Here is an 18,932-nt window from a genome sequence, read left to right as displayed (position 1 = left end):
CATGACCAGCCCTTCGATAATCAACGCTTCTATGCCCTTCCCGCATGAGCAAAAAACATGAATTAGTGTTGACTCTGAACAGAGTATCTACCCCTGCTTTCCGCCTCATCCGTAGGATGGGTGGAGCGTAGCGCAACCCATCAAAATCCTTGAAGAAACGATGGGCTGCCGCCCTTTTTCCGTGATGGGTTGCCACCCGATGGGTTGCGTTTCATTCCACCCATCCTACTGGCGCCGGAGGGGTTGCGTCATTTCTTGAATGAGTTGATTTCCATATTGAACAATTCATTGGAGAAATGTCTGAAACCATTTTCTTGTAAATGATTGCTATGGAGCAGGGCCTCTCCACTTCCACCGCAGCAGCACGCGCAGCTGCCTGAACGCTTCCGTGTCGATGCCGTCAGGCAGGATGGTCACGCTGCGGCCGGAGAACAGGGTCGCCGGCAGCGCCTGGAGCGCGGAGAATCTGCCCGGCCGGCCGGACTCGGGGGCGATCGGCTGCAGTTCCAGCACCGTCAGGTAGGAGGCCACGAAGGTGCTGCCGAGCACGCTGCAGGCGACGCGCCGGCCGTCGCGTTGCTCGAGCGTGCATGTCATTTCGTGCGAGAAGGCCAGTCCCGTCACCGATACGGGCGAGCGCAGCAGGGCGTGGCGCCTCAGGTGGAAGCCCAGGCCGGCCAGCAGGAGGAGGCTGCCCGCAAGCCGGGCCGCCACGGGCAGCGCCAGCGGCCACAGCAATCCGATTGCGGCGAGATGGGCCAGGGTCAGCATGGCCGAAAGGCGCAGGGAGGGCCGCAGACGGATGGCCAGCAGCGGCGGGGAAGGCGTGTCGGGTGCGGCAGTGCTCCGGTTCATGGGCGAATGGTCCTGTTTTCTTGGCATTGGCGGTTTATCCGGGTGCTGCTTGGCCGTATAATCGCGCAATCGATTTTGCCGGCTCCTTGTTGCGGATTTCATGAATGCTGCGTGGCTGTCCTTCCTGCAGGATCAGGGTGCGATCATCCGGGAGGATCGCGTCGCCGAATATGGCGATGCTTCCGCAGAGGGTGCGGCCGCCGGTTCGAATGCGGTGGTGCTGGCCGATCTGTCGCACCATGGATTGATCCGTTTCGCAGGCGACGATGCGAAGTCCTTCCTGCAGGGTCAGGTCAGCTGCGACATCGACGCCATCCAGCCCTCCGCCGGGCATGCCCGCGCCCTGCACGGAGGCTATTGCACCCCAAAAGGGAGGATGCTGGCAAGCTTTCTGGCATGGCATGACGGCAGCGGCTACCTCATGCAGCTGCCCTCCGCGCTCGTTGCGGCCATGCTCGGCCGTTTGTCCAGGTATGTCATGCGCGCCCGGGTCGGGCTGACCGACCACAGCGACGCCTGCGTGCGCATCGGCGTGGCGGGCGCGAGCGCCGCGGATCTGCTGCAGCAGGCGCTGGGGGGGATACCCGAGTCTCCCATGGAGGTGATCCATGTCTCCGGGGGCAGCATCCTCCGCCTCGCGCAGCAGCGCTTCGAGGCGGTCCTGGCCGGCGACCGGGCCCCGGCCGCATGGGAGCGCCTGGCCGGTCTGGGAGGCCGGCCGGTGGGCGCCGCCTGCTGGGACTGGCTGGAAATCCGGGCGGGCATACCGGTCATCGTTCCCGCCACGCAGGAGCAGTTCGTGCCGCAGATGGTGAACCTGGATGCCATAGGCGGTATCAGCTTCCGCAAGGGCTGCTATCCAGGGCAGGAGATCGTCGCCCGCACGCACTACCTGGGCCGGGTCAAGCGCCGCATGGCGCTTGCCCACATCGATGTGCCGCCGGGTGCCGTCGTCGCTGCGGCGGACACCTTGTTCAGTGCCGATACCGGCAGCCAGCCGGGCGGCATGATCGTCAACGCGGCGCCGGCCCCTGGCGGCGGGTTCGATGCGTTAGGCGTCGTACAGACAACCAGCCTGGAATCCGGTACCGTACGCTGGGGGGCGCCGGACGGCCCCCCGCTGGAATTCATCCCGCTTCCTTATCCGGTGAGCTCGCCTGCCGACGGATCATAGGGATCGCCCCCGACCGCCGGTGCCGGAGCAGGCCCGCTCCGGAACCGGCGGTCCCCGGAAACGATGCTGCCAAGAAAACTGCTCTCATCGCTGCTCATGCTGATTGCTCCCCTCGCACTGGCGGATACCCTGGCGCAGCGGGACATCGTTTTCTACTACGGCAGCCGTCCGCCCGTGGAGGACTTGCGGCACTTCGACCAGATCGTGATCCAGCCGAGCCAGATTCTCCCGCACGAAAAGACGGCCCTGCTGAATCTCGACGCTTCCGTGGTGTTCGCCTACATATCCTACGGCGAGGTCGCACGCAACAGCGAAGACATGCCGCGCATCAAGACGAAGTGGTCCATCGGCGTCAACCCCGCGTGGGACAGCCTGGTGATGGACATGACCGATCCCGCCTGGCACGAATACCTGCTCGAGCACCACTTCGGCCGCCTGTGGCGCGATGGCTACCGGGCATTCTTCCTGGATACGGTGGACAGCTACCTGATCGTGACGAGCGAGGGCAAGGAGCGCGAAAAGCAGGAGAAGGGGCTGGTCGCGCTGCTGGAAGAGGTGAAGGTTCGTTTCCCCGGCTGCAAGCTCATACTCAACCGCGGCTTCGAGGTCCTGGACCGGGCCGCGCCGCTGATCGACGGCATGGTGGCGGAGTCCCTGTTCCACGGCTTCGATCCGGTGACCGGCAAGCATGCCCCCACCCGGGAGGAAAATCGCGGATGGCTGCTGACGCAACTGCGGCGCGCGCAGGATGAATTCGGGGTGCCCATCACGGTACTGGACTACGTCGAGCCCGGGGACTGGGACGAAGCCGAGAGGACCGCGCGCCGGATCGTCGAGCTGGGGTTCATGCCATGGGTCGCCAACGGCGATCTCACCTGGCTGGGGCAGGGGCGCATCCGCCTGGCGCCGCGCCGGCTGCTGGCCCTCGTCAACGGCACGCCTTCCGGCCAGATGGAGCAGGCGCTGTTCAGGCATGCGGCCATGCCGCTGGAGTATCATGGCCTGGCCCTCGACTACTGGTACGTCGACCAGCTTCCCCTGCCGATCGAGCCCCTGGTCGGGCGTTATGCCGGCGTCGTCGCCTGGCTGCCCGAGGACGAGCACGGTCGCTATGGCAGCCTGTGCGCGCGCCTAAAGCCCGAGGTGGAGGCGGGGCTCCCCGTCGTCTTCCTGGGACACCTGCCTCCGGGCGCCGCCTGCCAGGATCTGATCGGGTATCGCGGGGAGCTGCAGTCCGTGGCCGGGGCGCTCGACCTGGTCTCCGCCGACACGCGCCTGGGCAGGCCGTCCAGCATCCCGGTGGTGGGCAGCGGCACCCCCGCGATACGGGTGGACGGCGAGCGGGATGCCTGGCTGGCGCTGGGGAACGGCGAGCAGACGTTTCATCCCGTCGCCGTCGGCGCATGGGGGGGCTACGCCCTGCATCCCCACGTCATGAGGGAAACGGCGTCGGGGCGGCACCGGTGGCTGCTCGATCCCTTTGCCTTTTTCGCCGCCGCGCTGCGCCTGCCCGCGCACCAGCCCGTGTTCGACATGACGACGGAGAACGGCCGCCGGCTGGGCATCGTCGAGGTGCGGGGAGACCGCCTGTTTCCCGTGGACGGGCAGGAAACGGAGGTTGCCGGGCGGCTCGCGGCGTGGATGGAAAGAAACCGGGCGCCGGTCACGCTGGGCGTGATCGAGGCCGAGGCCGGCAGCGACGCGCAGCGGGAGGCCGTCCGGCAGCTGGCAGCCCTGCCCCATGTCCGGCTGGCGAGCCATACCTACAGCCACCCCTTCTACTGGGGAATATTCGAGGGAAAACCGGATGCCGAGCGCCAGCCCTACCGCTATGGCGTGTTCATCGACGGCTATGCCGCGGAAATGGCGCGCGAGACCACCGGGACCATGGGCTTCATCCGCGCGCTGGCCGCCGGCTCTCCGCCGCTGCTCATCTGGCCGGGGGACGGCAATCCCGGCGCGGCGGTACTGGCGACGATCGGCAAGGAGGCGCTGCCCCACTATGGTGGCGGCGGCCTGCACTGGCAGAGCGGACCGCTGTCGCTGGCCGACCTGTCCCCGGCGCTGCGGCCTACCCCCTGGGGCACGCAGGTGCTGACACCGCTTGTCGGCGAGCCATTGTTCGCGCAGCTGTGGTATGGCGAGGCATTGAATTTCGGGATCGTCCGGGAGTGGAATCGGGAGCTCGATGCGCCGCGCCGCCTGCGTGCCGCCTCGCTTTCGTTTCACGCCGATGCGCTGATGCATCCGGGCGGCCCCGCGCTCCTGGACGAACTGGCGCGCGTGCAGCGCGAGGAAGGGGTGCTCGGCGTCTGGCTCGACGAGTACGTGGCGCGCGCGCGCGCCTTCCAGACGGCGAGCCTGGCGCGCGAGCTCGGCGGCCGCTGGCTGGTGGCGGGGGATGCGCTGCGCACGCTGCGGCTGCCGGCGTCGGAGCCGCCGCCACGGGTTTCGGCCGACGTCGTCGGCCACGTCGAGCGGGGCGAGGTGCGCTACGTCCACCTGGCGCGCAATCGCGCCGTCCTCGAGCCCGCCGCCGAAGGCCGGTCGGCCCCGCGCCTGATCGATGCCGATGCGCCGTTGAAGTCGTGGCACCTCAACAGCGACGGTTCCGCCACGTTCCTGTTCGACTCCCGCGGCGAGCTGGCGCTGACCGTGCCCGCCTCCTGCACGCTGAAGGTGAACGGGGAGGCGCATCCCGCCCGGGTGCGGGATGCCGAGGCCACCCATGTGATACCCGAGAACGACGCGCGCGGGGAATTCAACCTTGCATGCTGACGCCCAGCGCGAGTCCCTGCTCAATGCGCCCGCGCTGATGTTCATGGGGGGCGTGTTCCTGGTGGTGTTCTGGGTGCTGTTTCCCCGCCAGCCGGCATTCCGCGATCCCTCCAACCTGTCGGCGAAGGATGCGCTCTCGGTGGCCTACCTGCGGGTGCTGGTGCAGTCCGATCCTGGCAACGCGCCGTTGCGCCTGTCGCTGGTGCAGGTACTGACGGAGGCGGGATTGACGGACGAAGCGGCGCAGGCCATCGACCCCCTGGCGCGCCGCGACCTGCCCGCGTTGAACTACGAGATCCGCCTTGCCGAGCTCAGGCTGGCGCTGCAGCAGCTGTATGCGCGGCCCGAGGAGAAGGAGGAAAAAGTGCTGCGCCAGCGTATCGCCGCGCTGATTCCGGCGGCGTTCCGCCTTGCGCGTCACGAAGGCGAGCTGCGCGCGGTGGTCGCGCTGGCGGAGCAGTTCGCCGAGCCCGAGGTGCTGGCCGGCACCTTCGAGCGGATGGCCGCCGTGCCGGAGCAGGGCGGCGAACAAAAGTCCGCCTGGCTGGTCGCCGCCGCGCGGCAGCGCATGGCGGCGAACCAGCCGCGGCTGGCCGCCCGCGATCTGTTCCGGGCGCTGCCGCTGGCGCCGGCGGGGCACGACCGGATGCAGGTCGCGAAATCCGGCCTGCGCGCCTATCTCCAGGCCGGCATCGACGACGAGGCGCTGCGGGCCGCGCGCTCCGCGCTGGAGACGCTCGGCGGCCGAAGGGACGCCGAGCTGCTGCGCCTGGCCGCCGACATCGCGGAACCGCTGGCGCAGGACCGGCAGGCGCTGGTGTGGCTGGAAGAGGCGGATCGCCTTTCCCCCGGCGATGATGCGCTCGTCGAGCGCATCGCGCGGCTGCAGGTGTCCATGGGGCTGCTGCGGGAGAGCCTCGCGCGCGCCGACCAGCTGCAGCCATCCCTGGCTGCGGGCAGCGAGCGCCAGCGGCTGGTGGCCCGCATTCGCGACTGGAATGCCGAGCCGGACGCCGCCCTGGCGCTGTGGCTCGCGTTCGCGCGCGTACGCGCCGATGCGGAAGCCGAGACGCGCGCCTTCGAGCTCGCCCGGGCGAAGCCGGATCCGGCCGCGCTGGTGCAGCTGTTCGAGGCGGTCATGACGCGCCGCCGCCTGACCGAAGCCGAGACCGACGCCTACGTCGCGGCCGGGCTCGCCACCACGCAACCCGGGCACGTCGAGGGGATTCTGCGCCGCCATGCGGAGCGCTTCGGCCATCCGACGGAAGCGCTGAAGGCGCTGGTGCACGTCCTGCGGCTGCAGGGGAAGAACCGGGATGCGCTGGCGGTCTACCAGGAGATGCCGGCCGCCCAGGTCGGGCGGCAGCGGCTGGAACTGGCCCGGCTGCACGAGGAGGCGGGGGATATCCGCAAGAGTTTCGAGCTGCTGCGCGACTTCCATTCGCCGGATCCCGCGTATGCGGAGGCGTACTGGCTGCTGCTGGCGCGCGTGGCCATGCAGCTGGGAGAGGATGCCCGCGCGGAGAAGGCGTACGGGGAGGCGCTGGCCCTCCGTCCCGAGGACGCGGACGTGCTCGAGCAGCTGCAGCGCCTGGCGTTGCGTCGCCATGACGAGGCGCAGAGCGAGCGCCTCGCGCACTACGGGTGGGAGCGCCTGCGGCGGATCGAGGATCTGCAGCGCCTGATGCGCTTTTCATGGAAGCGGGGCGACTGGGATGCGCTGGGACGCTGGCTGTCTCTGGCGGACGCATTCCCTGCCGCGGCCCTGGCGCAGGCGCCCGACTACTGGTATTTCCGCTCGATGCACCGGATGAGAAGCGGGGACCGGGAAGCGGCGCGGCAGGCGCTGCGGGAACTCTCCCGCCTGCGGGGCGCGGATCCGGAGGTGACGGAGGCGACGATCTGGCTGCTGCTGTCCGACGCGGACGTGGATCGCGCCGCCCTGGATGCGCTTGCCCAGCCCTATCGCAATCCTGCGATGAGCCAGTCGGCCATCGGCGCTTCCCTGGTGGAGGCGCTCGCCGCGGCGGAGCACGTGCTCGGCAAGGCTGCCCAGGGTGCGCACTGGTACCTGCGCTCGCTGTCGGCCCGGCCCCGGGACTTCATGTGGACCCTGACGCTGGCCGACAACCTGGAGTGGGCGGGATGCTCCGCGAGCGCCAACCATGTCCGCTTCCTCGCGCTGAAGATGCGGGCGGCGCCGGGCTTCCGCCCGCCCGCCACCCGCCATCCGCCGCGGCTCGCCGACTATTTCGCCGGGGTGCGGGACCAGGGCGCCGGCGGTGCCGGCGAGCCGGAAAAACGGCAGGTTCTCGCGGATCGCTGGCGGATGGCGCGCCCCCTGGAAAACGCCGACCGTTTCGCACTGGGGCGCCAGCGCGAGCGCCTGCAGTTGCCGCTCTGGGTGGCCCTGGCCGATGCGCTGGCGCGCGGCGACCCGAAGCCGGTGGAGGCGCAGTGGGCGATGATCTCCGCCCACCTGCACGACCAGCCCGGCGGGCCCGTGCCTGCCGGCGTGCTGCCGCTGTCGCTGGACGACGTCGACCGGGCCGGCCGGTGGTTTGCGGAAGACGCGGCGCCCAACCGGATCACGCCCGGGGAAGAGGCGGATGTCTGCCGCCGGACGCTGGCGAAGGTATCGGAGCTGCAGGCCGTCTCCGTGCCGGGCACGGCGCCGTCGAGGCCATGAAGAAGCCCTGGCTGGAAGGCATCGAGATCGTCAATGCGGACGATCCGCCGCCCGTGTGGGGCGGATGGTTCGAGACCGTCGCCCTGACCGCGATCGTGCTGGCGGCATCGTTCCTCACCCACCCGCCGGATCCGTTCCGCCTGGGCGGCGGCTTTCCCTGGCCGCTGCTGGCCCCGCTGCTGGCGGGGTTGCGCTATGGATTCGCGTACGGCTTCGTGAGCGCGCTGCTGGTGCTGCTGGTGCTGGGTGTGTCCATCAATCAGCAGTGGCAGGCTGCACCCGAGTTCCCGTTGGCGTGGGCCGTCGGCATCGTCGTCGTGGCGATGGCGGCGGGAGAGTTCAGGGACGGGTGGGGCCGCCGCCTGCACCGGCTCGAAGGCGCCTATCAGTACCGCGCCGAGCGCCTGGAGGAATTCACCCGCAACTACCAGTTGCTGCGGCTGTCGCACGACCGGCTGGAGCAGGCGCTGGCCGGCGGCGGGCTCTCGCTGCGCGAAGGCATCCTGCAGCTGCAGTCCGCGCTCGACGCCGTGGACGGCCTCACGCCCGCATCGCTGCAGAAGCTGATCGAATTGGTGGCGGAGCATGGTGCCCTGACCCAGGCCAGCATCGTCGGTCTGGCAGGGGATCGGGTCGATCCCGGGCGGGTACTGGCGCGTATCGGGGAGCCCTTCGACGTCGACGCCGGCGACGCGGTGCTGCGTGCCGCCCTCGACAGCGGCGAACCGGCGGCGGTGAACCGCGTCACGGAAAGCGGGGCGGAGCACGGCGACCTGCTGGCGGCGGTGCCGGTGGCCGACTCCACCGGAGAGATTCATGCCCTGCTGCTGATCCGATCCCTGCCGTTCTTCGCCCTGCACGAGGATAACCTGAAGCTCATCGCGGTGCTCGTGGCCCACGGGGCGGATCATCTGCGCTTCGGCGTGGCCGCCACCTCGATCGCCCGCTTCGTCGCCGCCTACGAGCGGGCATGCCGGGATCATGCCGCCTTCAGGCTCGACGCGGTCCTGCTGAGATTGTCGGGCGAGCCGGTACGGGTGCGGCAGACGTATGAGCGGCTCAGGCTTTCGATCCGCGCGGTCGACACGATCTGCCTGGCCGGGGGAGCGGAAGAGGAAGAGATCTGGATCCTGCTGCCGCTGACCGACATGGCGGGTGCGCGGACATGGCTGCAGCGCACGGGCGACGTGCTGGCGGCGGTGACCAGCGAACTGCTGCCGGTCGATGCGGCGGATCCGCGGCGCATCCGCGCCCTGCGCGCCGCACCATGAAGCGCGCGCTGATCGCGGCCGGGTTGGCGCTGGAGGGGCTTGCGCTCGTGGCGCTGGGACAGGGGGAGGGGGGCGCCTTCGTGGCGGCGGCCGTCCTGCTGCACACGGCGTCTTCCTACACGCTGGCGCGGGGTTACTGGCTGCTGCTGCCGCGCCGCTACCGGCTGCCGGTGCGAGGCGCCATGGGCCTGTTGTTCGCGCTGCTGTGGATGCTCCCGGTGCTGGGCGCGCTGGGACTCCTGTGGAGCGTGCTCGATGCCCTGAGGCGCCCCCTGGACCGGGATGCCCGCAGCGCGAAAATCATCATCCGGCCGGAGCTGCCGTTCTCGCCTCCGGCCGTCCTGCCGATCCCCCCCTACAGCCAGGGCGCGCTGCGGCAGATCGTGCACTTCGCGGGGCGTCCTCTGAAGCGGCTCAAGGCGGTCATGGCGACGCGCCACATGCTGCCGCGCGAGGCCATGCCGATATGGTCGAAGGCGATGCGCGACCCCGTGGACGACGTGCGCCTGCTGGCCTACGCCATGCGGGACGGCAACGAGAAAAGGCTGACGCAGCAGATTCTGGATCTGGCCGACACCCTGCCCGGTGTGCCGCTCCGCAGGCAGCGCGGCTGCCACGAGACGATCGCGGCGCTGTGCTGGGAACTGGTGTACCAGCGCCTCGCTCAGGGCGCACTCAGGGCACACTGGCTGCGGACCGCGCGCCGCCACCTGGAGCGGGTACTGGAGCAGCCCGCCCCGGTTTCCGCTCCGTCCTCCGCCGTCGCGGCGGGATCACCCGGGGGCGGCCGTTCCCTGGGGGACGACTGGCTGCTGTACGCGCGCATCCTCCTGGATTCGGATGACCGCGCGGCGGCCCGCGCAGCGCTCGCGCATGCCCGGTCGGCCGGCATCGACGAACAGAAGATTCTTCCCTGGCTGGCGGAGATCGCCTTCCGCGAGCGCGACTTCGCGCAAACGCGGCGCCACCTGGCGGCGCTCGCGCGGCCGGGCGCAAGGGGCGGCGCCCTGGCCCGGGTGCAGCGCTGGTGGACACATGCCTGACGGCGCGGCCCCGCGGGAGCGGATGTCCCGCCCGGCAGCGGCGGGCGACGCCGTGGCCGACGTCGCCCTGCTGCTGGAAGGCACCTATCCCTATGTCCGCGGGGGCGTGTCGGCATGGGTGCACCAGATCATCGGCGGCCTGCCGGACATCCGCTTCGCCGTCGTCTTCATCGGTGGCGAGCGCGGCATGTACGGCCCTCCGCAATACCCGTTTCCGCCCAACGTGACGCACGCCGAGACCCACTACCTGCTGCGCGCCGACAGGCCCCTCCGGCCCGCCGGTCACAAGGGAAATCGACCAGCCTTCAGCGACATGGCGGAGCTGCACGCGCACATGCGGCAATCCGCTGCGCTGTCCGACGCGCAGATGAGCGACGCCTTCGCACGGCTGGGTCCCGCAATGGGCATCGACGAACGGGATTTTCTCTACAGCGAGGCATCGTGGGACTACATCACCCAGCAATACCGCGAGCACTGCACCGAGCCCTCGTTCATCGACTATTTCTGGACGGTGCGCGCCATGCACGCGCCGCTGTTCACGCTCGCGGACATCGCCGCCGGCCTGCCGCGCGTGCGCACGCTCCACGCCATCTCGACGGGATACGCGGGACTGCTGGGGGCGATGCTGCACCTGCGACGGGACATTCCCTTCCTGCTGACGGAGCACGGCATCTACACCAAGGAACGCAAGATCGACCTCGCCCAGGCGACCTGGATCCGGGATCACAACGACGACGTCTGCAATACCCTGCACGACGAGATGGGATACATCCGTGGGCTCTGGATCAGATTCTACGAGCAGATCGGCCGCATGGCCTATTCGCAGGCGTCCCCCATCGTCAGCCTGTACGAAGGCAACCGCCTGCGGCAGATCGCGGACGGCGCGCCGCCCGACAGAACCCGCGTCGTTCCCAACGGCATCGACCTGCGGCGCTACGCGGCCGTGCTGGAGGCGCGTCCGGCGGGCATCCCGCCGGTACTGGGGCTGATCGGGCGCGTGGTGCCCATCAAGGATATCAAGACGTTCATCCGCGCCATGCAGATACTGGCGAACGAGCGGCCCGACGCCCAGGGCTGGATCGTCGGCCCGGAGGACGAGGACCCCGCGTACGTGGAGGAATGCAGGGAGCTGGTCGCGAGTCTCCGTCTGGAGCGCTGCGTGAGCTTCCTGGGTTTTCGCAACGTGGCGGACATCCTGCCGCAGCTCGGCCTGATGGTGCTGACCTCGATCAGCGAGGCGCTGCCCCTGGTGGTGCTGGAGGCGTTCGCCAGCGGCGTGCCGTGCCTGGCGACGGACGTGGGTTCGTGCCGCGAGCTGATCGAGGGCAGCGGCGCCGAGGACCGGGCCCTGGGAGCAGCGGGGAGCGTGGTCCACATCGCGGATCCGGAGGGAACGGCGCACGCCGCGCTCGCGCTGCTCAACGACGCGGATCGCTGGCGTGCGGCGCAACGCGCCGGTCTGGAGCGGGTGAGGCGCTACTATGACGATCGGCTGATGTTCGCCGCCTACCGGGATCTCTACGGGCAGGCACTCGATCCGGCCACGGATTCGGCCTCCTGAGCATGGCGCCCATCGGCCACGACATCCGCCGGCTGCTGGAGCGCAACAGCTACTGGTCGGTGCTGCGCGCCTACGGCTATGCGGGCCTCGTCAGCGGCGGCCCGTGGGTGCTGTCCATCCTCAGCATCGTGGTCATCGGCGCCCTGGCCGTTGCCCTGGGCGTGGGGCGCACCGAGGTCAGCGCCTTCCAGGTATGCGTGACCTACCTCATGGCCGGGTCGCTGATCTGGACCGGCGGGATGCAGCTCATGTTCACGCGCTTCGCCGCGGACCGGGCGTACGCGGGCAGCCAGGCCGAGGTGCTGCCCAACCTGTTCGGGGCGCTGCTGGTCACGATGGCCGGCGGCGCCGCCTGGGCCGCGCCGCTGATATTCTGGTCCTTCGGCGGCACGCTGCTTCAGGAGTTGCTGCTGCTGGGCAACTTCATCATGCTGAGCGGCCTGTGGATCACGCTGATCTTCCTCTCGGGGATGAAGGCCTACCTGCGCATCGTGCGCACGCTGGCCCAGGGCTACCTGCTGGGCATCGCCGTCGCGATCGCGGCATCGTCGTGGGGATTGAGCGGATTGCTGCTCGGGGTGCTGGCCGGGCACGGCTGCCTGTTCTTCTCGTTCCTGCGCCATGCCGTGCGCCGGTATCCGGGACGCACCCTGCTCAGGTTCGATTTTCTCCGCGACCGCGGCGGCTTTCACATCCTGTTCGCGGTCGGTACCCTGTACTATCTGGGGATCTGGATCGACAAGTTCGTGTTCTGGTTCGTGCCGGTCACGTCGGAGGCCATCATCGGGCCCTTGCGGGCGTCGATCATCTACGACCTGCCGATTTTCCTGGCCTACCTGTTCATCCTGCCGGGCATGGCGGTCTTCCTGGTCGCGATGGAGGCCGACTTCGCCGAGCAGCACGAGCGCTTCTACCGCGCCGTGCGCGAGGGCGACACCCTGATGCACATCGAATACCGGCGCGATCGCATGGTGTATGCCGCGCGGCAGGGCATCTACGAGATCTTCAAGGTGCAGGGGCTGACCGTGGCGCTGTGCCTGCTGTGGGGCAGGGAATTGCTGCACGCGGCGGGCATCTCGCCGCTCTACATCCATCTGTTCTACATCGACGTCGTCGCGGTCAGCGTGCAGGTGCTGCTGATGGCAACGCTCAACGTGCTGTTCTACCTGGACGCGCGCAAGGAGGTGCTGCTGATCACGGCCTGCTTCTTCGCCACCAACCTGGTATTCACCCTCGTCACGCTGCAGCTGGGCGCCGAGGCCTTCGGTTACGGCTTCGCCGCGTCGGTGACCCTGTCCGTGCTGCTCGGGCTGCTGGTCCTTTCGCGCAAGTTCAACCGCCTCGAGTACGAGACCTTCATGCTGCAGAACTGAGGCAAGTGATGCGCATGCTCCCGCATGCGCATCATCGCCTTCCACCTATCTACTACTCACCTACTACTCACCTACTACTCACCTACTACCCATCCACTTGCTACCTACCCACCTTCACCCTCACCCTCTTGCTTTTTTCTACCTCAATCTTGCCCAGAGCGTGCCCCAGGCACCGCCGCCACCGCCCCAGTTCTCCACGTCCACCGAGCGCACCAGGAGCTTCCGGTAAAGAGGGAAGAGGCGCCGCGAGTGTGTCCGGCTCATGACCCGGTCGACGCAGTCGGCCAGGAGATAGAGCAGGTGCGAACCGGTAAAGCCAATCAGCTTGCGCATGTCGGGTGTCCCGCGGTGCCCATCCTAATCCTGTAAAAAGGCTCATTCCGGAATAGCGTGGAGCGCCGCGAAACCATCCTCCCCCGCTGAAAATCCGTGCCGTTTTCCCGGCAATCTTCGATGATCCTGCAAAAAGCCCGGTGCGGGATCGCCGTCACCGGGCCGCCCTCTTGATCAGGGGAGTACTGTCCCCTGGTCAGAAGGCATGCACAACCCGTGCCAGTTTTCTTTTCTGGAATATAATATCCATATGCAACATATATTTATATGGTATTCGCGTTACTCCGGGGCAGGCTCTTCCTCGGCCTGGACGGGCGGTGTGTAAAATTTATCGTCACCCGTGAAGCATCCCTCCATGGGTGCGGGGGATTTCGGCAAGGGCCCGAGACGGCGCCAGGCGCGGGTACGGGATTCATGCCGGCGAGGCCACTCCATGATCATGAATCAACATCAAATATCGTATATAAATGATTGTTTTTACTATTTTATTATATAAAGTAAGGGAGTGCCTGCACCGGGATGCGGCCCGCTGCCGCCTGGGCGCCGGCCTGCTGTCGTGCCTGTTCTGCATGCCGTCCGGCGCAGCGCCGGCTGCGCCCGTGGCCGACACGATGGAAGAGCGGGTGAAGGCGTGCACCATCTGCCACGGCCCTGGCAGCGGCAGCGGGACGTACTATCCCCGCATCGCGGGCAAGCCGCAGGGCTACCTGTTCAACCAGCTGCGCAGCTTCAGGGATGGCGGACGCTATTACCGGCCGATGGCCCTGCTGCTGGCCAACGTGTCGGACGACTATCTGCGCGAGATGGCTGCCTACTTCTCGGCGCTCAGCCAGCCGTACCCCCCGCCCGAACGCGCCGCCGCCTCGCCCGCCGAAATCCGGATCGCCCTCGAACTGGTGAACCGGGGCGATCCCGCGCGCGACCTGCCCGCGTGCGTGGCATGCCACGGCGGAGCGCTGATGGGCGCGCAACCCCACGTGCCTGGCCTGCTCGGCCTGCCTCGCGCCTACCTGGCTGCCCAGCTCGGGGCCTGGCAGCGCGGCGGCCTGCTGCGCGGGCAGGCTGGGCACTGCATGTCCACCATCGCCCGCGGGCTTACTCCGCAGGAAACGAATGCCGTGGCGGCATGGCTGGCAGCCCAGCCGGTGCCTGAGGGCGCCGTGCCCGACGCGGCGCTTGCGCCGGATATGGCCCGGCGCTGCGGCAGCGTGTCGCCGCTGGGCCGCGAACGGGCCGCCGCCCCCGCCAAGGCGGCGGGGCCGCGCCAGCGGAGAGGCAGCTATCTTGCGCGCATCGGCAACTGCATGGGATGCCACACCGCCCAGGGAGGGCGCCCCTATGCGGGAGGGCGCCAGCTGTCGACGCCCTTCGGCACCTTCGTCTCCTCCAACCTCACCCCTGACGACGCTACCGGGATCGGACGCTGGAGCGAGGAGGATTTCTGGCAGGCCCTGCACGAGGGCCGGTCGCGCGACGGCCGCCTGCTGTACCCGGCCTTCCCCTATACGGAGTACACGCGGATCACGCGCGCGGATTCGGACGCGCTGTTCGCGCACCTCAGGTCGCTGGCGCCGGTGCCGCAGCGGAATCCGCCGAATCGCGTCGATTTTCCCTACAATCTCCAGCCGTTGCTCGCCCTGTGGCGTCTGGTCTATTTCACACCCGGTGTTTTCCGGCCGGACCCGGCTCGCAGCGGGGAGTGGAACCGGGGCGCCTACCTGGTACAGGGGCCGGGGCACTGCAACGCCTGCCATGCGCAGCGCAATCCGCTGGGCGCGACCGCGGGGGAGGAGGCCCTGGGCGGGGGGCAGATCATGGGGTCGAACTGGTATGCGCCTTCCCTGACGGCGTCAGGGGAAGCCGGCTCCGCAGGCTGGCCGGTGGAGGAGATCGCGCGCCTGCTGACGACGGGCGTGTCGCGGGATGCCACCACCTCCGGGCCCATGGCCGACGTGGTCAGGCACGGCCTGCAGCATTTGACCGATGCCGATGCGCGCGCCATGGCGGTCTACCTGCAGTCGCTGCCGGAAACCGCGCCGCAGGCGCGGCCGGTGGCGCCGGGAGCGGGCGAGCAGGCGCGCCCATGGCTGGCCCAGGGCGCGCGCCTGTACGAGAAGCATTGCAGGGAATGCCACGGGGCGCAGGGGGAGGGAGCACCCGGCGTCTATCCGCCCCTGGCGGGCAGCCGCGGGGCGAGCATGACGCCCCCCGTCAACGCGATACGCAGCATCCTGAACGGGGGCTACCCCCCGTCCACGGCAGGCAATCCGCGTCCCTACGGCATGCCGCCGTTCGCCCAGCTGCTGAACGATGAGGAGGTTGCGATGGTGCTGTCCTACGTGCGCAACGCCTGGGGCAACCGGGCCGCGCTGGTTACCCGGGCACAGGTCGACAGGAGCCGCGAAGGCATGCACTGAGCCAGGGAATTCCGGGGAGGCCGGCCTCTGACCGTCAGCGCTTCAACTGGCCGCGGATTTCGCCACCCTTATGGGCGTCGCTGTGGATGTTGATGTAGAGCCCGCCCGCCTTGAAGGCGTCGTACTGCGCGTCGGTCAGGGTCGCCCCGCCGGGAATGGACCATTCGTCGTCGCCGGTCTTCTTGAGCGTGATGATGTCCGGGCCGTTCTTGCCCACGGGAGCTTCATGGACGTGCCCGCCGCTGCCCTGGATGCCGGAGGTCTTGACGCTGCCGCGGATGGACTTGTCATCCTCGACCTTGATGACGCCGTGCCCGCTCGCGGCAGTCTCGACGGGCGGCACCTCCTGCTTGCCGCTCAGGTGCACCTCGATTTCCCCCGCCGTGGCGATTCCCATGCCGCCCGCGAGCACGCCGGCGAGCAGCGCCGCGGCGATCGTGGCGATCCGGGGCTGATGATTGGTTCCACGCATGTCCGTTCTCCAGTAGATTGATGTGAATGAGCCTGGCTCAGAGTCTGCCGCTTTCCGGCGACCGGGAGGATGCTACGCCATTTTCACGGAAAGGTCCGTACGCTAGCGTACGCAAGCGGCCGGAAGCATGCCATCAGGATAGGGCGGATTCTCTCGCGCCTACTTCACCGGGATGGGCGTCGCGGAAGGGATGGGCACGGCGCTCACGCTATTCTGCGGGCTGCCGTCTATCAGCTTGTCGGAGTAGGCCAGGTAGACGAGCGTGTTGCGCCGCGGATCGACCAGGCGAACGACGTGCAGCCGCTTGAACAGGATCGACATGCGCTCGGTGAACACGTCTTCCTGGCGGGGGAGCTTTTCGGCAAAGCCCACCGTCTCCGCCACCTGGCGGCAGGCGATGGACGCTTCCGCCCGGTCCTCCGCCAGGCCCACCGTGCCCTTCACGCCGCCGGTGCGCGCGCGGGACACGTAGCAGGTGACGCCGCGGACCTTGGGATCGTCGTACGCCTCGACCACCACCCGGTCGTCCCGGCCGAGCCAGCGAAAGGCGGTATCCACCTCGCCGACCGGCTCCGCTCGCACCGGCGCATGCAGCAGGCACAGCGTCATCATGACGATCGCCCTGAACGGAGTCGTGCTATGCGGCATTCGGAGCCTCCCTGCGGATCGCCCGGCCCGGGCGGAGGATGCATCGAAAGTATAGCGTGACCCGGGCCGCGATGCCCATGTCTTTCCGGCTTTCCCCGCGGGATGTCCGATGCCCGATGGACCGAAGCGATCCGGTGCCGGCCAAGGGAACATCTCAATCCGGGGGGCCGTCGCCACGCGTTCGGCCTGCCGGCGCGCGCGGCTTGCGGCGGGGCTTGCGGAGAACGACGGGCGGGGGATCCGCGAGCGCGTCCTCGGACGGCTCCTCGCGCGACAGGAAGGGTTCGATGCGGCTGCCCGGGTGGTCGGATGCCGCTCCGGCATGGGTGCCGCGATGCAGGGTGTAGGCCTGGATCAGCAGGGAGACGCCGATCCAGCCGGCGAACAGCGCGAACGGCGCCACCAGCAGCAACGGCTCGAACAGGGCCAGCAGCGCCATGCCCAGCAGGATGGCGCCGCCCGACGCCATGATCTTGGCTTCGGCCGCGCCGAGGACGAGGCGGTTGGTGAGCGCCGCGCCCACCGTGTTGCTGACGCGGATGGCGCCGGCGGTCAGTTGTCCCGCGCTGCCGCTCCTGCGCCGTTCCCGGCTGCGCCTCACCGGCGGGAGGGCGGGCGGCGCGCCCACCGCCTGCACCCGGTTCTTGCGGCCGAGCACGATCTCCGTCGCATTGTCCAGGTCCTCCAGGTACATGCGCTCCATTTCCTGGGCGAATCCGGCATCTTCAACCGCCACGTCCAGCTCCCAGTTTCCCAGCCAGCTGGCGATGTTGAGATTGCTCGATCCCACGCGCGCCCAGCGGCCGTCGGCCACGGCCGTCTTGGCGTGCAGCATCGATCCGTTCCATTCGAACACGCGCACGCCCGCCTCCAGCAACGGACGGTAGCCCGCACGCGACACCGGGCGCAGGAACTGCAGATCCCCGCTCGAACCAGGTACCAGCAGCCGTACGTCCACACCGTCCTTGGCGGCGCCCCGCAGCGCCTGCACGTAGCTGGCGGTGCCGACGAAGTAGGCGTCCGTCAGCCACAGCGTCTTCTGCGCCAGCACCGTGATCAACTGCTCCAGGCGGTACAGGCCGGCGGTTGCCGTGGCGCTGGCGAGCACCCTCAGGTCGACGTTGCCTGCGGCGGGGATCGAGTCGCGTTGCGGCAGCCCGTCGGGAAAGGCTTCGGCGCCGGCTTCCGCCCAGGCATGGAAGAACGCCCGCACCACATCGGCCACCACCGGCCCCCTGACCTCGACCCCCGTGTCGCGCCAGGGCGGTATCCCGCGCTCGGGGTATCCCTCCCACATCTGGCCGACGCACAATCCGCTGATGAAGGCGACCCGATCGTCCACGCACAGGGATTTCCGATGCAGCCGGCTGATCCATCCCAGCGGGCTGTCCAGGCGCGGCGGGTTGAAGCAGCGCACCGCGACGCCGCCGTCGCTCAGCCGCCGCCAGAAATCGCGCGAAGCCTCGGGCAGGGAACCCAGCCAGTCATAGAGCACCCTGACCTGCACGCCTGCCTTCGCCTTGGCGATGAAGGCCTCGGCGAAACGCCGGCCGACCGGATCGTCATGGATGATGTAGTTCTCGAAATGAATGCTGCGCTCGGCTGCCTGGATCGCGTCCAGCCAAGCGGCGTAGTTCTCGTTTCCATCCCTGAGAAGGCGAATGCCGTTGCCGTGCACCAGCGGTGCGCCGGCCGCGCGCGAGAATGCCTGCGCCGCCAGGATGCGGGCGGCGGGCAGCGCGTCCCGGGAATAGGCCCCGTGTCCCGTCCGGTTCATGGGGCCTCCCCGCCGGTAACGAAATCGTGAAGCGGCTTCGCGCCGCGGATGCCTGGCATGCGGGATCCTGTCATGGGTTGGTTGCCTGCTCCCTTCGGCAGCCGTGCCGGCACGGTGCACGGGAAGATGCCGGCAGGGCATGGACGGCAGGAGGCTGCGCGCAGTCCCGCCCGTTTCCCGGCCAGAATACCCATAGCGCTGCGGCGGCGCAAGCCGCGGAGGGTGGAGGGCGCGATCCCGATTTACCCCGTATCGCGATACGCATATACTTCCATCTGCCCGGGTGCGGTGATCGGTGCCCGTATCCGCGGCCGTTCGGCGCATTGCGCGCCGGCGCCGTGTTGTTCAATCTTCTGGAGACATGATGGACATGATGAGGCTGATTCGGATAGGGGTGCTCGTTCTGGTGCTGCCGTCGCTGTCGGGGTGTTGGCTGCTCGCCGCCGGCGGGGCGGGGGCGTATGGCGGCTACAAGGCCAAGGAGGAAGGCTACACGGTGCAGAGCCCGGTCAAGAAGGAAGGCGCCGGGAAGAAGGACTGA

14 protein-coding genes are annotated in these 18,932 nt (G+C 68.8%); 9 read left to right on the top strand and 5 right to left on the bottom strand.

All coding sequences use genetic code 11. The features are described 5' to 3' along the window. Positions 1 to 327 precede the first annotated feature (327 nt). A complete protein-coding gene (locus tag BT108_RS10100) occupies positions 328 to 855 on the bottom strand; it encodes a protein YgfX (protein WP_072294405.1) in 528 nt (175 codons plus the stop codon). A gap of 100 nt (positions 856 to 955) precedes the next feature. On the opposite strand from BT108_RS10100, the gene BT108_RS10095 reads away from it, so the two are divergent. The 7 genes from BT108_RS10095 to pelG all read left to right on the top strand — a co-directional run bounded on the left by BT108_RS10095 (position 956) and on the right by pelG (position 12,744). Then, a complete protein-coding gene (locus tag BT108_RS10095) occupies positions 956 to 2,029 on the top strand; it encodes a CAF17-like 4Fe-4S cluster assembly/insertion protein YgfZ (RefSeq protein ID WP_072294404.1) in 1,074 nt (357 codons plus the stop codon). Between the two features lie 63 nt (positions 2,030 to 2,092). Beyond that, positions 2,093 to 4,807 carry an endo alpha-1,4 polygalactosaminidase gene (locus tag BT108_RS10090; protein WP_072294403.1) on the top strand — a complete coding sequence of 905 codons (2,715 nt, stop codon included), beginning with the start codon at positions 2,093 to 2,095 and terminating at the stop codon, positions 4,805 to 4,807. Beyond that, a complete protein-coding gene (locus tag BT108_RS10085) occupies positions 4,797 to 7,496 on the top strand; it encodes a tetratricopeptide repeat protein (RefSeq protein ID WP_143142464.1) in 2,700 nt (899 codons plus the stop codon). The genes BT108_RS10090 and BT108_RS10085 overlap by 11 nt, the downstream gene beginning before the upstream one ends. Further along, the gene (locus BT108_RS10080) at positions 7,493 to 8,767 is read left to right on the top strand and encodes a protein PelD (protein ID WP_072294402.1); all 1,275 of its coding nucleotides are present in this window, start codon (positions 7,493 to 7,495) and stop codon (positions 8,765 to 8,767) included. Before BT108_RS10085 ends, BT108_RS10080 begins: the two co-directional genes overlap by 4 nt. Continuing rightward, entirely contained in the window at positions 8,764 to 9,810 is a 1,047-nt protein-coding gene (locus BT108_RS10075) for a protein PelE (RefSeq protein ID WP_072294401.1), read from the top strand. Before BT108_RS10080 ends, BT108_RS10075 begins: the two co-directional genes overlap by 4 nt. A 22-nt stretch (positions 9,811 to 9,832) precedes the next feature. Then, a complete protein-coding gene (pelF, locus tag BT108_RS10070; protein ID WP_072294400.1) occupies positions 9,833 to 11,371 on the top strand; it encodes a GT4 family glycosyltransferase PelF in 1,539 nt (512 codons plus the stop codon). A 2-nt stretch (positions 11,372 to 11,373) separates the two neighbouring features. Beyond that, entirely contained in the window at positions 11,374 to 12,744 is a 1,371-nt protein-coding gene (gene pelG, locus BT108_RS10065) for an exopolysaccharide Pel transporter PelG (protein WP_072294399.1), read from the top strand. A gap of 138 nt (positions 12,745 to 12,882) precedes the next feature. Here the strand turns inward: pelG and BT108_RS10060 are convergent, their stop codons facing one another. Continuing rightward, on the bottom strand, positions 12,883 to 13,077 hold the full coding sequence (locus tag BT108_RS10060; protein WP_072294398.1) for a hypothetical protein: 195 nt from the start codon (positions 13,075 to 13,077) through the stop codon (positions 12,883 to 12,885). A gap of 467 nt (positions 13,078 to 13,544) precedes the next feature. On the opposite strand from BT108_RS10060, the gene BT108_RS14335 reads away from it, so the two are divergent. Beyond that, positions 13,545 to 15,494, top strand: coding sequence for a c-type cytochrome (locus BT108_RS14335; RefSeq protein WP_143142463.1), 1,950 nt, complete (start codon positions 13,545 to 13,547; stop codon positions 15,492 to 15,494). Positions 15,495 to 15,528: 34 nt separating this feature from the next. Here the strand turns inward: BT108_RS14335 and BT108_RS10045 are convergent, their stop codons facing one another. From BT108_RS10045 to BT108_RS10035, 3 genes are all read right to left on the bottom strand, one after another. Further along, the gene (locus tag BT108_RS10045) at positions 15,529 to 15,966 is read right to left on the bottom strand and encodes a CHRD domain-containing protein (protein WP_072294397.1); all 438 of its coding nucleotides are present in this window, start codon (positions 15,964 to 15,966) and stop codon (positions 15,529 to 15,531) included. 159 nt (positions 15,967 to 16,125) lie between these two features. Next, positions 16,126 to 16,578, bottom strand: coding sequence for a CreA family protein (locus BT108_RS10040; protein WP_072294413.1), 453 nt, complete (start codon positions 16,576 to 16,578; stop codon positions 16,126 to 16,128). 190 nt (positions 16,579 to 16,768) lie between these two features. Further along, a complete protein-coding gene (locus BT108_RS10035) occupies positions 16,769 to 18,391 on the bottom strand; it encodes a phospholipase D-like domain-containing protein (protein WP_072294396.1) in 1,623 nt (540 codons plus the stop codon). Positions 18,392 to 18,761: 370 nt separating this feature from the next. Between BT108_RS10035 and BT108_RS13570 the strand changes: the two genes are divergently transcribed. Next, on the top strand, positions 18,762 to 18,932 hold the full coding sequence (locus BT108_RS13570; RefSeq protein WP_177257297.1) for a hypothetical protein: 171 nt from the start codon (positions 18,762 to 18,764) through the stop codon (positions 18,930 to 18,932).

It is taken from the genome of Nitrosovibrio sp. Nv17, from assembly GCF_900119085.1.
Taxonomy (GTDB): domain Bacteria; phylum Pseudomonadota; class Gammaproteobacteria; order Burkholderiales; family Nitrosomonadaceae; genus Nitrosospira.
Note: the sequence above shows the minus strand (reverse complement) of the source record. Positions and strands in the feature narration are given on the sequence as shown.